The organism is Halochromatium sp. NSM3 (assembly GCF_059621085.1).
Window position 1 is genome coordinate 1 of record NZ_JCAQIA010000035.1, and the last position, 15,113, is coordinate 15,113.

Genomic DNA, 15,113 nt, shown 5'->3' on the forward strand with positions numbered 1-15,113 from the left:
CTCTATGGCTACACGCTCGCGGTGATCGCGGGCTTCCTGCTCACTGCGGTGCGCAACTGGACTGGACAGGAAACCGCGTCCGGCGCCGAATTGGCGGGGCTGGTGCTGCTGTGGCTGATCGCGCGGGCCTTGCCCTGGCTGGCGCTGCCGGTCTGGGGCGATGCCCTGCTGGCTGCCGCCTTCCCGCTGGCGCTGGCCTGGTCGATGCGCCAGCCGCTGTGGAATGGGCCGAATCCGGTCAATCGCGTCTTTCTGCTGCTCCTCGGCGGGATGGCCGTCGCCGCAGCTTGGAGCCATCTGAGCGCGGCTGGTGCGGTGCCGGCGGGTCTGTTGGATGCCGACAGCCTGATGCTTGGGCTGGTGCTGATCACGCTGCTGATCGTCTCCGGCCGGGTGCTGCCCTTCTTTACCAAAGCGGCGATCAACGACGCCGAGCCCAAGTCATCTCAGTGGCTGGAGGTGACAACCTTCGTCGCTGCTGGTGCCTGGTTGGCCGCCGATCTGATCAGCCCCTGGCCAGCGCTGAAGGCCATCACCGCTCTCGCCTTCGCGCTAAGTCTGGTCGCCCGCCTCAGTGGCTGGCATGATCGGCGCGCCTGGCGGATTCCGATCCTCGCCGTGCTCTACGCGGGTGCGCTCTGGCTGGTCGGTGGGTTGATCCTGGATGCTGCTGCCGAACTCGAGCTGATAGCACCTAATGTGGCCCTGCACGCGCTGACTGCGGGAGCAATCGGCGTCTTCACCATCGGCATGATGGTGCGCGTGACCTTGGGCCATACCGGCCGGGCGATGGTCTCGCCGCCATCGATGATAGCCGCCTTCGTTGCGATCAACCTCGCCGCGCTGGTCCGGGTCGCATTTCCGCTGCTCTGGCCAGCACAGTACAACAGATGGATGTTGCTCTCGGGGCTACTCTGGAGCGGCGCCTTCGCTGCCTTCCTGGTCGTCATCGGCCCGATGCTGTTGGCACCCCGGGTCGATGGTCGGCCGATCTGAAGCGACCGATTCCGTCGGCGCGATGCCTTAACAAGGATGCTGCCACCTCTTCCGGGTACCCGCCGGAATCATCGATCGGTCACTGTTGGTCTGGCTCGCGTTGTCGCAAGAGCCCTCTGCCGATCAACGGTTTCTCGCAAGCCGATAGACCTCAGTTTTTTCGCGCTTACCAACTGCCACGACAAGGACGATCAGTTCAGTCTCCCGAACCTCGTAGACCAGCCGGTAGCCAACCGCCCGCAGCTTGATCTTGTAGCGGTTCGAGCGCCCCGAGAGCTGTGCCGCAGGCACCTGTGGATTCTCCAGTCGCTCGGCGAGCTTCCTCTTGAAATGACTACGAACGGTTGCATCCAGTCGGCGCCATTCCTTCAACGCCAGAGGATGAAAAGCCAGCTCATAGCTCATCCAGCGCAACCTTGACTGCGGCCTGCCCATCGGCCAGGCGGGCATCGGCAAGCGCGTTCAGCTCCAAGTCTTCGAGGCGATTCATCAAGGCTTCGTAGGCTTGCGCTGGTACACAGTAGAACGCGGGTTCGTTGCGATTGAGGATGGCGACCGGAAAACCTTCGCCGGCGGCCACAGTGCCCATTGGATTTCGCTTCAGCTCGGTGACACTCGCGGTCATCTCGGCCAGGATTGGATGTGCCATCACGCGCTCCAAGTGTCTAAAAAGGACTCGCAAAAGGGCTTAGAATAGCACCGCGAAGTGGTCTTTGATGCCCCCGAGCCTCCCAGAGACGATCGATCCGAAGCAATTCGATGCTGCCCGATGCGACTTGCCCCGCCGTCAATGACTGGCCCAACGACCGGCACCACGACCAGACGCCGCTTGACTCCGATCAAGGATCGGACACGCTGCTGCAGGCTCAATGGAGGCTTTGGGGGACACGACCAACCATGAAGCCCATCCTGACCTCGCTCAGCCGTGGACTGCTGATCCTGCTCGGGCTGGGCGGCGGCATCGCCCTGGCCGCGTTCTTGATCAGCCATGCCCAAGCGCCGCAACACACCGACAGCCAGGCACCGGCCCCGACGCTGACGGTCATCGAACTGCAACCTGTCGCTCTGCAAATCGAGGCGCGCGGCCTCGGCACCGCGCGCTCGGCCGGGCGCTGGCAAGCGGTGGCCAATGTCGCCGGTCGCGTGGTCGAGCGCCATCCGGATTTGGAGGGCGGCAATCTGCTGCCGGCTGGCACCCTGTTGCTCGCGCTCGACCCGAGCCGCTATCAGTTGGTCATCGCCGAGGCTGAGGCTGAGGCCGAGCGCCTGACCGCCGAGCGCGCCCAGCTCGACGTCGAGGCCGAGAGCACGCGCCGCCTGCTCGCCCTCGAGCAGGAGCGACTGGACCTCACCGAACAGGAACTCGCACGCATCGAGCAGCTCGCCAAGACCGGCTCGGCCTCGCGCTCGCAGCTCGACGAGCAGCGTCGCGCCAGCGCCGCCCAACGCCGCGCCGTGGCGACCTTGGACAACGAGCTGTCGCTGCTGCCCTCGCGCCGCCAGCAACTGGCCGCGCAGCAGGCGCGAGCTGCCGTGATGCTGGCGCAGGCCAAGCAGGATCTCGCCGATACCCGCTTCGAGGCGCCCTATGATCTGCGTCTGTCCGAGGTCGAGGTCGAGCTGCATCAGTACATCGCGCCGGGCCAGGGTCTGTTCAGCGCCGACAGCCTGGCGGCGGCCGAGGTCGAGGCGCAGATCCCGCTTGGCATGCTGCGACGCCTGCTCGGCAGTGTCGCAACGGCCGCGACCGCGCCGAACGCGCCAATTCCCGAAGCGCAGCGCCTCGACGAGCGCATGGACTTCAGCGCCGTCACCGCCGAGGTGCGTCTGGTCGGCGACGAACAGGTACGCTGGCCGGCACAACTGACCCGGGTTGCCAGCGGCCTGGATCCGGTCACGCGCAGCGCGCGGGTGGTGGTGCGGGTCGCGCATCCCTATCGCAATGCCCGCCCGCCAGATCGCCCGCCCTTGCAGCCCGGCATGCTGACGCAGGTCACCCTGTCCGCAGCCAGCCCCGAGCCGCGACTGGTGGTGCCGGCGGCGGCTGTGCACCCCGCAGCGGCGTCCGTGCATCCCGTCGCGGGCGTCGACAACGCAGTCGATAACGCAGTCGACGGCGCAGTCGCCAGGAAGGCAGAAGCCGACGACAAGCAGCCCCTGTCTGGCTCAGGCTTAGGCGCAGGCGCTGGTCATCGAACGCGATTGGTCTATCGGCTCGACGCCGAGAATCGACTCCGGCACAGCCCGGTCGAGATCGCCTTCGAGCAGGGCGGCCTCGCCGTGATCGCCGCTGGCCTCGCGCCAGGCGATCGCGTCATCGTTGATGACCCGTTGCCGGCGATCGATGGCATGCTGATCAACCCTCGCCCTGATCCGGCGCTTGAGGCGCAATTGCAAGAAGAGGCCCAAGCACCAGCTCAGACCCCGCAACCAGCGCAAACGCCCTCGGCGGGAGCCACCCCATGATCCGCTGGTTCGCGGCCCACCCGACTGCCGCCAACCTGCTGCTGCTCCTGCTGCTGGCCGCTGGGCTCTTCGCCGCGCCGACCCTGCAGCGCGAGACCTTCCCCGACTACCGCCCGACCGAGGTCGGCATCGAGGTCGAATACCGTGGTGCCAGCGCCGCCGATGTTGAGGAGGCGATCTGCCGGCGCCTGCGCGATGCGCTCAAGGCGGTCGACTATCTCGATGAGCTGATCTGCGTCGCCCAGGACAACCTCGCCAACGCCACCGCGACCATGCAGCCCGGCGGCGACGCGCTGCGCTTTCGCAGCGACATCGACACCGCCGTGCGCGCCATCCGCCATCTGCCGGCGCGCGCCGAAACGCCAATCATCCGCTCGCTGCATCAGAGCGATCTGGTCGCGGCGGTGGCGATCAGCGGTGCGCTGCCGCTGGCGCAGCTCGAAGAGGTCGCGCGCCGGCTCGAAGACCGCATCCTGCGCCTGCCCGGTGTCGCCGAGGTGCAGATCAAAGGCCTCTCGCAACGCCAGTGGCAAGTGGAGGTGCCGCGCGCTGTGCTCGCTCAGCACGGCCTCTCGGCGCGCGATCTGGCGCAACTGATCGCGCGCCAGAACATCGACCTACCGCTCGGCATCCTGGAGGGTGACGACCGCGAGCTGCTGCTGCGCTTCACCGATCAACGCCGCTCGCTGCGCGACCTGGCCGATCTGGTGGTGGTCGCCAGCGCCGAGGGCGGCGAGCTGACCCTGGGCCAACTCGCCAAGCTCTCACAGGTCGGCGAGCGCGCCGAGGAGCAGATCCGTTTCAACGGCGAGCGCGCGCTGGTGCTCGAGGTCAGCAAAGGCCTGCGCGACGACGCGCTGCGAGTCTTCAACGCCCTCCAAGCCCTCATCGCCGAAGAAAACGCACAACCCTTCGACCAACCCGCAGCCGCAGCCGCAGCCGCAGCCGCACTCACACTCAACCCTGACGCTTCTTCCCAGAACACGCAGGCGTCAGCGCTCACGTCTCACTCCCCACCACTCACTCCTCACTCCTCTCAACTCACTCCTCAACTGACCCTGACCCAAGACATGACCAGCATCGTGCGCGATCGGCTGCAGATGCTGGTCAGCAACGGCCTGATGGGCCTGCTGCTCGTGGTGTTGGTGATGAGCCTGTTCTTCCGTCCGCGCCTGGCGCTCTGGGCGGTGCTCGGGCTGCCGGCGGCCTTCGCCGGTGCCTTTGCGGTGATGGCCTTGACTGGGCTATCGCTGAACATGATCACGCTGGTGGCGTTGCTGATGGCGATCGGCATCGTGATGGACGATGCGATTGTCATTACCGACAACATCGCCGCGCGGGCGAGTGCGCAACTCGGTGGTCAAGCAAGTCACAGCGCTCACGATGCGGGCGGCCATCCGCCCGATGACGGGGCTGGCAAAGGGACCAGCAACGATAGCAGCGACACGTCCAATGCGGTTGGGAACAGCGCGGCTGATGCTGAACCGAACCCGGCATCCAACGCTACCTTAGATACCTCTTCTGCCAGCAGGGTTGCACCCTCCTCGCTCGACACCGTCGTCGCCGGCACCCGCGAAGTGCTGCCCGGCGTATTGTCGTCCTTCCTGACCACGGTCTCGGTGTTCCTGCCGCTGTCATTCCTCGCCGGCGAGCTGGGCGCGGTGCTGCAGGTGCTGCCGATCGTGCTGATCGCGGCGCTGGCGGCGAGCCTGATCGAGGCATTTCTGATCCTGCCGCATCATCTCAAGGGCAGCGTCAAGGGTCTGCGCGAGGCGCCTGAGTCGCGGCTGCGGCGCGGCTTCGCCGCCTTCCGCGAGCGCGTTGGCCGCGTTGCCGATGCAGCGATCCACGCCCGTCATGCGGTGCTCGGCCTGGTGCTGCTGGTGCTGATCGGCTCGGTCGGCTTCGTCGCCGGTGGTCACATCGGCAGCGAGGCGATGCCCTCGATCGACGGTGATGTGCTGGAGGCGCGCATCCTGATGCCGCAGGGCACCCCGCTGGCGCGCACCCAGGCGGTCGCCGCGCAGGTCGAGGCGGCGATGCGCCAACTCGATGCCGAGCTGAGCCCGCAACAGCCTGAGGGCGCCGCACTGGTTGAAGCGATCCAGACCCGCTTCAATCACAACCCGAGCGCGCAGGAGGCCGGCCCGCATGTCGCCACCGTCATCGTCGATCTGCTCGAGGCCGAGCGGCGCACCCTGAGTCTGGATACGCTCACTGAGGCCTGGCGCGCGGCCATCGGCCCGATCGCTGGCATCCACAGCCTGCTGATCCAGGAGCCTGGCTTCGGCCCGGCCGGCATCCCGGTCGAGATCCGCCTGCAGGGCGAGGATCTGGACGATCTCAAGGCCGCCGCGCTCGATGCCAGTGAACAGCTGGCCGGCTATGCGGCGGTGTTCAACGTCATCGACGATCTGCGCCCCGGCAAACCGCAGCGCCGCTACCGACTCACCGAGGGCGCCCATGGGCTGGGGCTGACCGCCGAGGAGGTCGCCGCGCAACTGCGCGCCGCCTGGCTCGGCGAGATCGCCGACAGCCAGCGCATCGGCGCCTGGGACATCGAGATCCTGGTGCGCCAGGCCAAGGACGATCGCGATGATCTCGATGACCTGGCCGATCAGACCATCCAGCTCGCCGATGGCCAGCGCGTGCCGCTCAGCGCGGTGGCGAGGGTCAGCGAGCAGCGCGACTGGGCGCGGATCACCCGTATCGATGGTCGTCGCACAGTCACCATCGCCGCCGATGTCGATGCCCGGCTGGCCAGCGGCCAGGCCATCGTCAGTGATCTGCAGGCACGCTGGCTGAGCGATTTCCAGGCGCGGCATCCGCTGGTGGAGGTCCAGTTCGAGGGCCAGGTCGCCAATGCCGCCTAGACCGGCGGCTCGATCCGCCGTGGGCTGCTGATCGGCCTGCTCGGCATCTTCGTCATCCTCTCGTTCCAGTTCCGTGGCTACGTCGAGCCGCTGATCGTGATGCTGACCATACCGCTGGCCTTCATCGGCGCCATCTGGGGCCATGTGCTGATGGGCTATTACCTGTCGATGCCGTCGCTGATCGGCGCGGCCTCGCTGGCCGGCATCGTCGTCAACAATGCCATCCTGCTGATCCAGTTCATCAACGCCAACCGCGCCCAGGGGCTCTCTGCCGCAGCCGCTGCCGGCCAGGCCAGCCGCCAGCGGCTGCGCGCGATTCTGATCTCCTCACTGACCACCATTGCCGGGCTGGCGCCGCTGCTCGCCGAGACCAGTTCCCAAGCCGATGCGATCAAGCCACTGGTGATCTCGGTGGTGTTCGGGCTGCTCAGCGCGACGGTGCTGGTGCTGCTGGTGATCCCGGCGCTCTATGTGCTCTTGGATGATCTCGGGTTGGCGCGGCCGAGGGGGCAAGCTGACTGAGCCAAGCCCTCAGCAAAGCCTGACGTCCTTGGCAAAGTCTGACGCCCTTGGCGAAATCTGACGTCCTTGGCAGAGTCTAAAGTCCGAGGCAAAGCCCGGAGCCCAAGGCGAAGAGAAATCCTCGGCGTCACACAAGCAGGATTGACTGCCAATGTGACGGCATCGTCTGTCAGGACGGCATCCCGTCCCAGGCTGCAGCCGCTCAGCAACCCGGTCGCAAATCCGGCAAGTCGACCCGACCGATGACATGCAGCACAACGCCGCCGCCGATGAAGAAGACGATGCTGGCGGCCAGGCTGGCGATGACCGGATGTTCCAGCCCCAATGGCTCGAGCCAGAGGCCAAGGGCAAGCGCACAGACCAACGCACCCACATAGAACCCGAGCGCGAAGCCAAAGGCAACCCGTTGCCCAATCCCGCGTGGAGGCTGAGCGATTGTCGGCGTTGCCGACGCTGGTCGATCCATCCCTATCATCTGCTATCCCCCGATGCTGCCCCGATGCGCGCGAACCTGGATCGCTCGCAACCTCTTGGTTGGAAATCGTTGTTGGACAATGACACGCGTTGGCGCGCTGACGACGGAGATTAGCGGTGACGCGAGCGATTGGGCTTGATACGCATCAAGGGCCGCACTGCCGGTCTCGCCTAGCCTCAGTTCCCAACACCGAAGCCACCGGAGATTGAAGATGACAGCCCGATTCGTTCTGCTCTTGCTGAGCACCGCCGTCTGCTGCGAGCTCACAGCGCAGCCGACCCCAACGGCCGCCCTCGGAGCCGCGGCGGCGCCAGGTCTTTAACGCCGAGCCGCGATAGCCGCGCGACCTGTGCCAAGCGCGGTTCGGCGAAGTCCCGGCGAAAGCGCTCGACAAACAGACGGCGCTTGACAAACACAGATGATCGCTGTGGCAAACGACCGTACACAATCATGAGGAGGATGGAGCCGATGCTCACTGCGTTCCTGCACACCACCTTCCGCCGTTTCGGTGGCGGCTTCGACAGGCTGTCGAGTCTCAACGCCCCGTCCACGACCTGCGCCGGCACGCTCGAGCAGGCGGTCGAGCATGTCATCGATGCCATCTCGCCGCGGCTGCGGGCGGTGCCAGGCTATGCGCGCCGGCTGCGCGAGCCGGTGGCAACAGCGCTGCGCAGCGTCGATGGGTTAGTAGGCAACATAACCGAGGTTCGCTCCTGCCACCGAGCAGCCTATGCCTCCGACCCCCAGGTCAATGCCTTCTTCGTCAACTACGCGGATCTTCAGGCCCTGTTCAGCGAAAGCGCTGAAGTGCGCGGACTCTTCGACGCTGACCCGGATACAACTCAGTGCTGCGCGCTGCTGTGCATGTATCGCGAAGAGCGCCGCCAGTTGGGAATGGCCATGGATGGCGAGCTGCTACGCCGGGATGTGTTGCAGACCCGGGTCAGCTTCACCGATCACCAGCTGGTCTCGCCAGGCCGCGACGAGGCCGATGCGCGCTGCGCATTGAAATGCTGCATCTTCAGCAACCTGCTCAGTCAGTTGCGCCTGGACGCCGCTGACGCACAGACCCGCGCCACTGAGCTCGAGCGCCGCGCACAGGCCTGGCAAGCCCGCCTGCGACGCGCTGCGCCAGGCTCGCCAACGCGTCAGGCCTTGCAAGCCGAGATCGATGCCATCGACGCCCAACGGCGCACCCCGCGCCTGCGACACAAGACCTTGGACGAGCGCTTCACCGACGTCATCGAGGCATTGTCGCATCCGCAGCGACTAGTGAGCGCACGCCTCGACAGTCTCTTCCTCGACCCCATGGGCCTGCGCTGCGATGGCCCTAACAGCGCCGGGGCGCGCGAGCTTTCCCTGATCGAGATCCAGATCGTCGGGCGCAGCCCGCGGGTTGCCTGCCTGGTCCAGTTTCCTCGCGCGGAGTTGCTACCTGAGCGTGACTTTCTCCACGAGGCCAGTCTCTTCCTGGCCGCCTGATGTCGAATATCACCGCGACTGAAGCCCCAATCACGAGAACCGTGCCGAGACCGACTGCGGTCGACACGGCTGATAACAACACGAAAAACCCACCAAAGGAGGCGACCGATGAGCGATTCTGCTGCAAACCACAACCTACTCCAGATGCTGATGCAGCGCTTCGAGAACGAACATCTCGATCGTGTTCTCGGCCTCAAAGACCGCGTCGCTGCCGGTCAGCGGCTCACAGACGCCGAGCAGGCGTTCCTGAAACAGGTCTTCCAGGAAGCGCAGAACAGCAAGCTACTGGTCGATCGATTCCCTGAATACCAACCGATCTATGCCCGCGTTGTCCACCTGTATCAAGACATCACGCGCCAAGCGCTGGCCAACGAACAGTCACAGCCCTTGAGTCCCGCCAACTGACGCCGGGGAGCCGAGGAGCAGCGGCTGGCGAATACGAGCCTGCATGGTGAGCCGCGCAGAAAGCCCAAGTGGCGAACGCGGTGACTGGAGATATGCACCAGGATGCATGGGATGCCCCATCCGTTTGACCACAGGAGACTGAAGATGACAGCCCGATTCGTTCTGCTCTTGCTGAGCACCGCCATCTGCTGCGAACTCGCGGCGCAACCCTCCCCAACGCCCGCTCTCGGAGCCGCGCAGATCGAAGCACTTGGCGAGCTGAACGGCCAAGCCTTGGCCTGCCGCTCGTTCTCGACCTCGAAGACCGCAAAGGCCTTGATGACCCGGTATGCGCCGAAGACGCGTCTTTATGGCGCCCTGTTCGAGTCCGCCACCAATGCTGCTTTCAAGCAGCAGACCAAAGCCGCCCAGGACTGCCCCAGCGAGCTGTCGCTAGGCGATCGCCTATTGACATTGGAGGCTGAGCTGCGCCAAGTCTTCCCATCTGACGCCGAGCCAGTCGCCACGACCGGAGTCCGCTGATCATGGTGCCAAAGAGGATTCCGAGAGCGCTGTTGCTTGGCGCCAGCATCGCGATCTACTCGGCATTCGCGATCGGGAGCGCAGAACAGGGACGAGACACTCAGACGCGCGTGGTAACACCGTTGGCCGCTGACAGGGTCAGCGCTGCAGGATCTCAGGGTGGACTTCGCTCAGGGGTCGAGACCAGCGCCCAGGCGGACGCCGGCGCCCACGCCGAGGCCAAGACCATCGCTCAAGAGGCACGCGCCTCCGGGCGCTATCTGCTCATGGATGCCAATGGACGCGCGGTAACCAATACCGATTTCCCCGGCCAGCTGCAGCTGATCTCGTTTGGCTACACCTACTGTCCCGATATCTGCCCGACCACCCTGGCCGAGCAAGCCGCCGTCATGCGCGCCTTGGGTGAGGAGGCCAAGGCGGTGCAGCCGATCTTCATCACCGTCGATCCGGAGCGCGATACCGCCGAGAAGCTGCGCAGTTACACCACCTACTTCCATCCCAGTCTGATCGGGCTCACCGGCTCGCCGGAGCTGATCGCTGCCGCCGCACGCAACTTCGGAGTCCGCTATCGCAAGGTCGATGACCCCAATCGACCACCGGATCAGTATCCCGTCGATCACAGCGCCGGGATGTTCCTGCTCGGCCCCGACGGCAGCTACATCCGTAAATTCGGCTACGGCAGTCCACTCGAGTCGATCATCGAGCGCATCCAGGCGCTTTTAGCAGAGGAGGCCGCTCACATCAGACCGCAGGATGCCTAACCTCAGCAGACGCTAACGCCGAGCCACGATGGTCGCACGACGAGTGCCGAACCCCGGTCCGACGAAAGCGCTTGATAGGCAGACCACGCTTCAATGCTGACAGGCACGGTCAACACAGCCGCCCACCAGGGAGCGGCTAGCGGAATTGCTCATAGCCCTAGTGCTACTCGCCGCATCGAGGCTCAACCTCACCGCGTCTCCGTCACGCCCTGCACCGGCTCGGTCGGCAGATCCTCGGTGCTCGGGGCCTCGGGCGCCCGCAGGCGCAGGGCCGCAGCCTGGGCTTGGCGGCTGTAGTCGATGGATTCAGCCAGGATGCGCGCGGACTCCTGATCGGCATGGAAGCCCTTGGAGTTCTCGCTGCTGATGTAATCGAGCCGCCACATCGCCTTGCGCTGCAGGTCGAGGGCCTCTTGGAGTTGGTCCGCGTTTGCACCGCCGGCCTTGGCCTCCAGGATCGCGTCAAGCATCGCGGTCATCGCCGCGCCGGCCCGCTCGGTGAGCGCGACGGTGCGGCTTTGGATTGCGCCAACCCGGGTGCGCAGTTCATCCTCAGGGACGTTGTGGCAAGTCTGGCAAGCGCTATTGATGTTCTCCATCGGGCTGCGCACGTTGTGGTTGCTGACCTTCATCGCGCCCTTGCGCTCGTAGGGCATGTGGCAATCGGCGCAGGCGACGCCGCTGCGCGCGTGGATGCCCTGGCTCCACAGCTCGAATTCGGGGTGCTGGACCTTGAACACCTCGGCGCCGGTCTCGCCGTGCTCGTAGTCATAGAAGCCGGTGCCGTCCGGGAAGGTCGCCTCCTCCCAATAGGCCTCCCCATCATCAGCGCTCAGCCCCTTGCCCCAGGGGAAGGTCAGGATGTCCTTATTGGCGCAGTAGTACTCGACGTGGCACTGGCCGCAGACGAACGAGCGCATCTCCTGCGGCGTGGCGAGTTCATTGGGGTCATAGGGCGCGCTGCGGCTGCCCCGGCGCCACTGTTCGATGCTGGGCAGATGCGGTACCGCGCCCTCGCCGGCGGCCAATTCGGCGATGCCGAGCAGGAAGCCTGGGCGGGTCACGCGGACCTGCATGGTCTTGGGATCATGGCAATCGACACAGCTCACCGGATGCGCCTCGCCGAGCATCTGCGCATGCTCCTCGGAGACGGGCTCGCCGGCGTATTCGCCGCTGAAGCCACCGGGCGGCGCGAGCGGGAACACCGGCGCGTTCTCGTCGGGAGTGCCATCTGGCGTGGCGTAGAGCATCGACAGGATCTCCTGATAGGGCCGCTGACTGAGTTCCTGAAAGCCGCGGATCACCGCCGGCTGATTGAACTCGGCGGCGAGCTTGTCATCGGTGACCTCCTCACCCATCGCCTCCAGCCCGACCCGGCGGTAGAGCACGTTCATCGAGGCATGGCAATGCAGGCAGGCACCCGCCTGCGGCTTCTGGGTCACGCGCTCGGTCACGCCCTGGTCGTAGAGCATGTAGGCATGGCCGCGTGCCTCGCGGTAGTCGATGCTGAAGGCATAGCCGGCATAGAGCCGCTTGAGCCAGGGTTGGGTCTCGAGCTTGCTCTGCGGCATGGCGCTGCTGCCGCCGTAGAACGCGTCGCCCGAGGTCGATTTCCAGCCCGCGAACTGATGCGGCCAGTTCTGACCCCAGGGCTCAGGGTCGGTGGTGAGTTCATCGACCTCGACCACCCGCACGAACGGCTGGCGGGCGTCCTGCTTGTGGGTGAACATGGTGATCAGCACAGAGGTGACGATCAAGCTCGCGACAACGGCAACGCCGAACACGGCGCCGAGCACGAGCGCGCGCCCTGCTTGCCGGCTACGGCGGGTCGTCGGCGCAGACGACGCCAGCAGCGGCCGCACACGCACCCCTGGTCGGCGAGGTTCCAGCGCACGCGGAGGTGGAGCTTGGTGAGCGTTCTGGGTCGACTGCGTCATGATGAACCTCTCGATCGAAGCATGAGGGATGATCTGATGTACCTCAGCGCCGCTGCGCGTGGCCGACGTCGCTGTGGCAATGGACGCATGGCTGCATGGCGCCGCCGGGCTCGGCCGGCAGCAGATGATTCACCAGCGCGCGGTGGCAGTGGAGACAGGCGCCCTGGGCGACACGCCGATTCTGCGCGCGGATCTGGATCGGCTCGTGGAAGCCGCCGGTGGTGAAGGCCAGCGCGTGGAAGAAACCGTTATCGGCCTTGGTCAGCCACTTGCCAATGACGTCGTGCGGCAGATGGCAATCATTGCAGCCGGCGACGCCATGGTGGCTGGATTTGACCCAGGCGTCGTAGTGATCCTGCATCACATGGCAGTTGATGCAGGTCTTGGGGTCGTTGGTCAGATACGACAGGCCATTGCCATAGCCAAAGGTGAAGAGCCCGACACCGCCGAGCACACCGAGCATCGCCGCGACAGCCAGGGCCAGCCAGGCGCGCGGTCTAGATGTGCTGGCACGGCTTGGCTCTCGGGTCTTCTTCATCACAGTCTCCGCCCTGCGCAAACCATGGTGCCATCATGACGCCGAATCCCAGATCAGCCAACCCCCCGATCTCAGCAGACCGGCGCCTGCGTCCCGGTCCAGGACTCCGTTCGACAGGATGATGACGCCATCACCATCCGGAGAGTCTGAGGATGACTGACAAACAGTCGCTTGCGCCCGGTTCAGCCGGCCGCCCAAGCGAGGTCTTGGTGGCCTTTCTCAAGCTCGGCCTGACCTCGTTCGGCGGTCCGATTGCGCACCTTGGCTACTTCCGCGATGAGTTGGTCCTGCGCCGGCGCTGGCTGAGCGACGCAGCCTATGCCGAGCTGGTCGCGCTCTGTCAGTTCCTGCCGGGGCCGGCGAGCAGCCAGGTCGGCTTCGCCCTTGGTTATCTGCGCGGCGGCATCAGTGGCGCGCTGCTCGCCTGGGTTGCCTTCACCCTGCCCTCGGCGCTGCTGCTGCTGGCCTTTGCGCTCGGCGCCGATGCCATGGGCGGCGCGCTGGGTCAAGACCTGCTGCGGGGGCTCAAGCTGGTCGCGGTGGCGATCGTCGCGCAGGCGGTCTGGGGCATGGCGCGCAGCCTGGCACCCGATCGCGAGCGGGCGACCATGGCCTTGGCCGCGGTCCTGTTGGTGACCTTTGCGCCGAGTGCGCTGGGCCAGATCACGGCGATCCTGGTCGGCGCATTAGCCGGTCTGCGCTGGTATCGACCGCCCTCCCCGCTCGTTTCCCAGGCGCAGGCGCTGGTCGTGCCGCTGCCACGTCGCGTCGGGGTCTTGCTGCTGGGGTTGTTCGCGCTGCTGTTGGTCGGACTGCCGCTGCTGGTCGCCGCCGGCGCCGCGCCAGGCCTGGCGCTGTTCGAGGTCTTCTACCGCGCGGGCGCGCTGGTGTTCGGCGGCGGCCACGTGGTGCTGCCGCTGCTCGAGGCCAGCCTGGTCGAGCCCGGCTGGGTCAGTGCGGATGCCTTCCTCAGCGGCTACGGCGCCGCACAGGCGGTGCCGGGTCCGCTGTTCACCGTTGCCGCCTTCCTCGGCGCCATCGCCATGCCGGGTGCGAGCGCTGTGCTCGGCGCGGCGATCGCGTTGTTCGGTATCTTTCTGCCCGGGATGCTGTTGCTGATGGGCGTGCTGCCGTTCTGGGACCGCCTGCGCCAGCAGCAGGCGGCGCGCGCGGCGATGGCGGGCGCCAATGCCGCAGTGGTCGGTGTCCTGGGTGCGGCGCTCTATCAGCCGCTGTGGACCGGCGCGGTGGCGGCGCCGGCTGACTTCGCGATCGCCTTGAGCGCCTTCGTCCTGTTGACCGCTTGGCGGACGCCGCCCTGGCTGGTGGTGATGGTCACCCTGCTCGCGACGCTGATGGTTGGCATGCTGATGGGGTCGCGATGAATGCGCTCAGGCTCTGTGGGCTGCTTTGGGGGGGTCGCGGCCCAAACCATCAATGAACGCGGTAGGCCGTGTGACAAAGCGACGCACTGCGCCATGACATCGGCGAGACCGGCGAAGGCAAGGCCGAGCTCATCGCTGATCTCGGCATCGCGCGCGGCCAAGGCAAAGCGGCTGGCGGCACGATGCATGGCCATGCCGATGGCGCGCATCCCCTCCGGCATATGCGGTGCCATGCGATGACCGCCATGCTCCTGCATGGCGCTGACGCCGAGTCGCGCCTCGGCGGTGTCGGCGGCGGCACTATAGTCGCCGGCGGCGAGCTGGCGCGAGACGGTCTCGATAGCGGCCAGATGGTCACGCATGTTGGCGAGCATGTGGGCACGCATCGGCGCCGGCAGCTCGACCAGGGTGCGCTCGTCGGCGTCGGCCTGGGCATGGCTGCTGGCATCGGCATGCGCATCCGACGGCGCTGAGCCGGCCAGCAAAGACGGCACTGGCGTGAGGGCCAGTATCAGTAGAAACAGCGCGCTGGAAATCTGCGTCGGTTGGGCTTGCATGAACAGTCGCTCCTGGACAGATGGCTTCTCAGGTCATTGTCGCTGGCCATCAGGGATGCTCAGATCCGGGCCATGGCGCATGATAGCGCGTGGCCTGGCGTAGTGAACCGGATCGCTGGACGATTCAGCAGCCTAGCGCGCGTTCTGTACGAGCCGACTCAGGCGGCGGGACAATCGCCTTGGTCGATCACCTC

Annotated in this window: 12 protein-coding genes and 2 pseudogenes; 9 read left to right on the forward strand and 5 right to left on the reverse strand. The window is 66.1% G+C overall.

Features of this window, described 5'->3' with window-relative positions; genetic code table 11:
* On the forward strand, window positions 1-996 hold a 996-nt coding region (locus tag AC54T3_RS13650; protein ID WP_496625562.1), incomplete at its 5' end, for an NnrS family protein.
* Window positions 997-1,119: 123 nt separating this feature from the next.
* Here the strand turns inward: AC54T3_RS13650 and AC54T3_RS13655 are convergent.
* Both AC54T3_RS13655 and AC54T3_RS13660 read right to left on the reverse strand, forming a co-directional pair.
* On the reverse strand, window positions 1,120-1,401 hold the full coding sequence (locus tag AC54T3_RS13655) for a type II toxin-antitoxin system RelE family toxin (RefSeq protein WP_496625564.1): 282 nt from the start codon (window positions 1,399-1,401) through the stop codon (window positions 1,120-1,122).
* A complete protein-coding gene (locus AC54T3_RS13660) occupies window positions 1,391-1,645 on the reverse strand; it encodes a type II toxin-antitoxin system Phd/YefM family antitoxin (protein WP_201221597.1) in 255 nt (84 codons plus the stop codon). The genes AC54T3_RS13655 and AC54T3_RS13660 overlap by 11 nt, the downstream gene beginning before the upstream one ends.
* Before the next feature lie 248 nt (window positions 1,646-1,893).
* On the opposite strand from AC54T3_RS13660, the gene AC54T3_RS13665 reads away from it, so the two are divergent.
* From AC54T3_RS13665 to AC54T3_RS13675, 3 genes and pseudogenes are all read left to right on the forward strand, one after another.
* Entirely contained in the window at window positions 1,894-3,462 is a 1,569-nt protein-coding gene (locus AC54T3_RS13665; RefSeq protein WP_496625566.1) for an efflux RND transporter periplasmic adaptor subunit, read from the forward strand.
* Window positions 3,459-4,298: pseudogene (locus tag AC54T3_RS13670) on the forward strand (efflux RND transporter permease subunit); the annotation flags it as partial. The gene AC54T3_RS13665 and the pseudogene AC54T3_RS13670, both read left to right, overlap by 4 nt.
* Window positions 4,284-6,857, forward strand: a pseudogene (locus AC54T3_RS13675) (efflux RND transporter permease subunit). The pseudogenes AC54T3_RS13670 and AC54T3_RS13675, both read left to right, overlap by 15 nt.
* Window positions 6,858-7,059: 202 nt before the next feature.
* Here AC54T3_RS13675 and AC54T3_RS13680 read toward each other — a convergent pair.
* A complete protein-coding gene (locus AC54T3_RS13680) occupies window positions 7,060-7,323 on the reverse strand; it encodes a hemerythrin family protein (RefSeq protein ID WP_496625568.1) in 264 nt (87 codons plus the stop codon).
* A 477-nt stretch (window positions 7,324-7,800) separates the two neighbouring features.
* On the opposite strand from AC54T3_RS13680, the gene AC54T3_RS13685 reads away from it, so the two are divergent.
* The 4 genes from AC54T3_RS13685 to AC54T3_RS13700 all read left to right on the forward strand — a co-directional run bounded on the left by AC54T3_RS13685 (window position 7,801) and on the right by AC54T3_RS13700 (window position 10,502).
* On the forward strand, window positions 7,801-8,814 hold the full coding sequence (locus AC54T3_RS13685) for a hypothetical protein (protein ID WP_496625569.1): 1,014 nt from the start codon (window positions 7,801-7,803) through the stop codon (window positions 8,812-8,814).
* A gap of 108 nt (window positions 8,815-8,922) precedes the next feature.
* Window positions 8,923-9,219, forward strand: a complete 297-nt coding sequence (locus AC54T3_RS13690; RefSeq protein ID WP_496625571.1) for a hypothetical protein — start codon at window positions 8,923-8,925, stop codon at window positions 9,217-9,219.
* A 144-nt stretch (window positions 9,220-9,363) separates the two neighbouring features.
* Window positions 9,364-9,741 (forward strand): hypothetical protein, encoded by a 378-nt coding sequence (locus AC54T3_RS13695; RefSeq protein WP_496625572.1) that lies wholly within the window; start codon window positions 9,364-9,366, stop codon window positions 9,739-9,741.
* A 2-nt stretch (window positions 9,742-9,743) separates the two neighbouring features.
* Window positions 9,744-10,502: an SCO family protein gene (locus tag AC54T3_RS13700; protein WP_496625574.1), complete on the forward strand. Its 759-nt coding sequence runs from the start codon at window positions 9,744-9,746 to the stop codon at window positions 10,500-10,502.
* Window positions 10,503-10,690: 188 nt separating this feature from the next.
* Here the strand turns inward: AC54T3_RS13700 and AC54T3_RS13705 are convergent, their stop codons facing one another.
* Both AC54T3_RS13705 and nrfH read right to left on the reverse strand, forming a co-directional pair.
* Complete coding sequence (locus AC54T3_RS13705; RefSeq protein WP_496625576.1) at window positions 10,691-12,439, reverse strand: ammonia-forming cytochrome c nitrite reductase subunit c552; 1,749 nt, start codon at window positions 12,437-12,439, stop codon at window positions 10,691-10,693.
* A 43-nt stretch (window positions 12,440-12,482) separates the two neighbouring features.
* Complete coding sequence (gene nrfH, locus AC54T3_RS13710; protein ID WP_496625578.1) at window positions 12,483-12,977, reverse strand: cytochrome c nitrite reductase small subunit; 495 nt, start codon at window positions 12,975-12,977, stop codon at window positions 12,483-12,485.
* Between the two features lie 152 nt (window positions 12,978-13,129).
* Here nrfH and chrA point away from each other — a divergent pair, with 152 nt between their 5' ends.
* Window positions 13,130-14,362, forward strand: coding sequence for a chromate efflux transporter (gene chrA, locus AC54T3_RS13715; protein WP_496625580.1), 1,233 nt, complete (start codon window positions 13,130-13,132; stop codon window positions 14,360-14,362).
* Window positions 14,363-15,113 lie beyond the last annotated feature (751 nt).

Coding starts and splice junctions, on each gene's coding strand:
- chrA (WP_496625580.1), top strand. CDS start 13,130: ATGACTGACAAACAGTCGCTTGCGCCCGGTTCAGCCGGCCGCCCAAGC.
- AC54T3_RS13690 (WP_496625571.1), top strand. CDS start 8,923: ATGAGCGATTCTGCTGCAAACCACAACCTACTCCAGATGCTGATGCAG.
- AC54T3_RS13680 (WP_496625568.1), bottom strand. CDS start 7,323: ATGGATCGACCAGCGTCGGCAACGCCGACAATCGCTCAGCCTCCACGC.
- AC54T3_RS13705 (WP_496625576.1), bottom strand. CDS start 12,439: ATGACGCAGTCGACCCAGAACGCTCACCAAGCTCCACCTCCGCGTGCG.
- AC54T3_RS13695 (WP_496625572.1), top strand. CDS start 9,364: ATGACAGCCCGATTCGTTCTGCTCTTGCTGAGCACCGCCATCTGCTGC.
- AC54T3_RS13660 (WP_201221597.1), bottom strand. CDS start 1,645: ATGGCACATCCAATCCTGGCCGAGATGACCGCGAGTGTCACCGAGCTG.
- AC54T3_RS13655 (WP_496625564.1), bottom strand. CDS start 1,401: ATGAGCTATGAGCTGGCTTTTCATCCTCTGGCGTTGAAGGAATGGCGC.
- AC54T3_RS13685 (WP_496625569.1), top strand. CDS start 7,801: ATGCTCACTGCGTTCCTGCACACCACCTTCCGCCGTTTCGGTGGCGGC.
- nrfH (WP_496625578.1), bottom strand. CDS start 12,977: ATGAAGAAGACCCGAGAGCCAAGCCGTGCCAGCACATCTAGACCGCGC.
- AC54T3_RS13700 (WP_496625574.1), top strand. CDS start 9,744: ATGGTGCCAAAGAGGATTCCGAGAGCGCTGTTGCTTGGCGCCAGCATC.
- AC54T3_RS13665 (WP_496625566.1), top strand. CDS start 1,894: ATGAAGCCCATCCTGACCTCGCTCAGCCGTGGACTGCTGATCCTGCTC.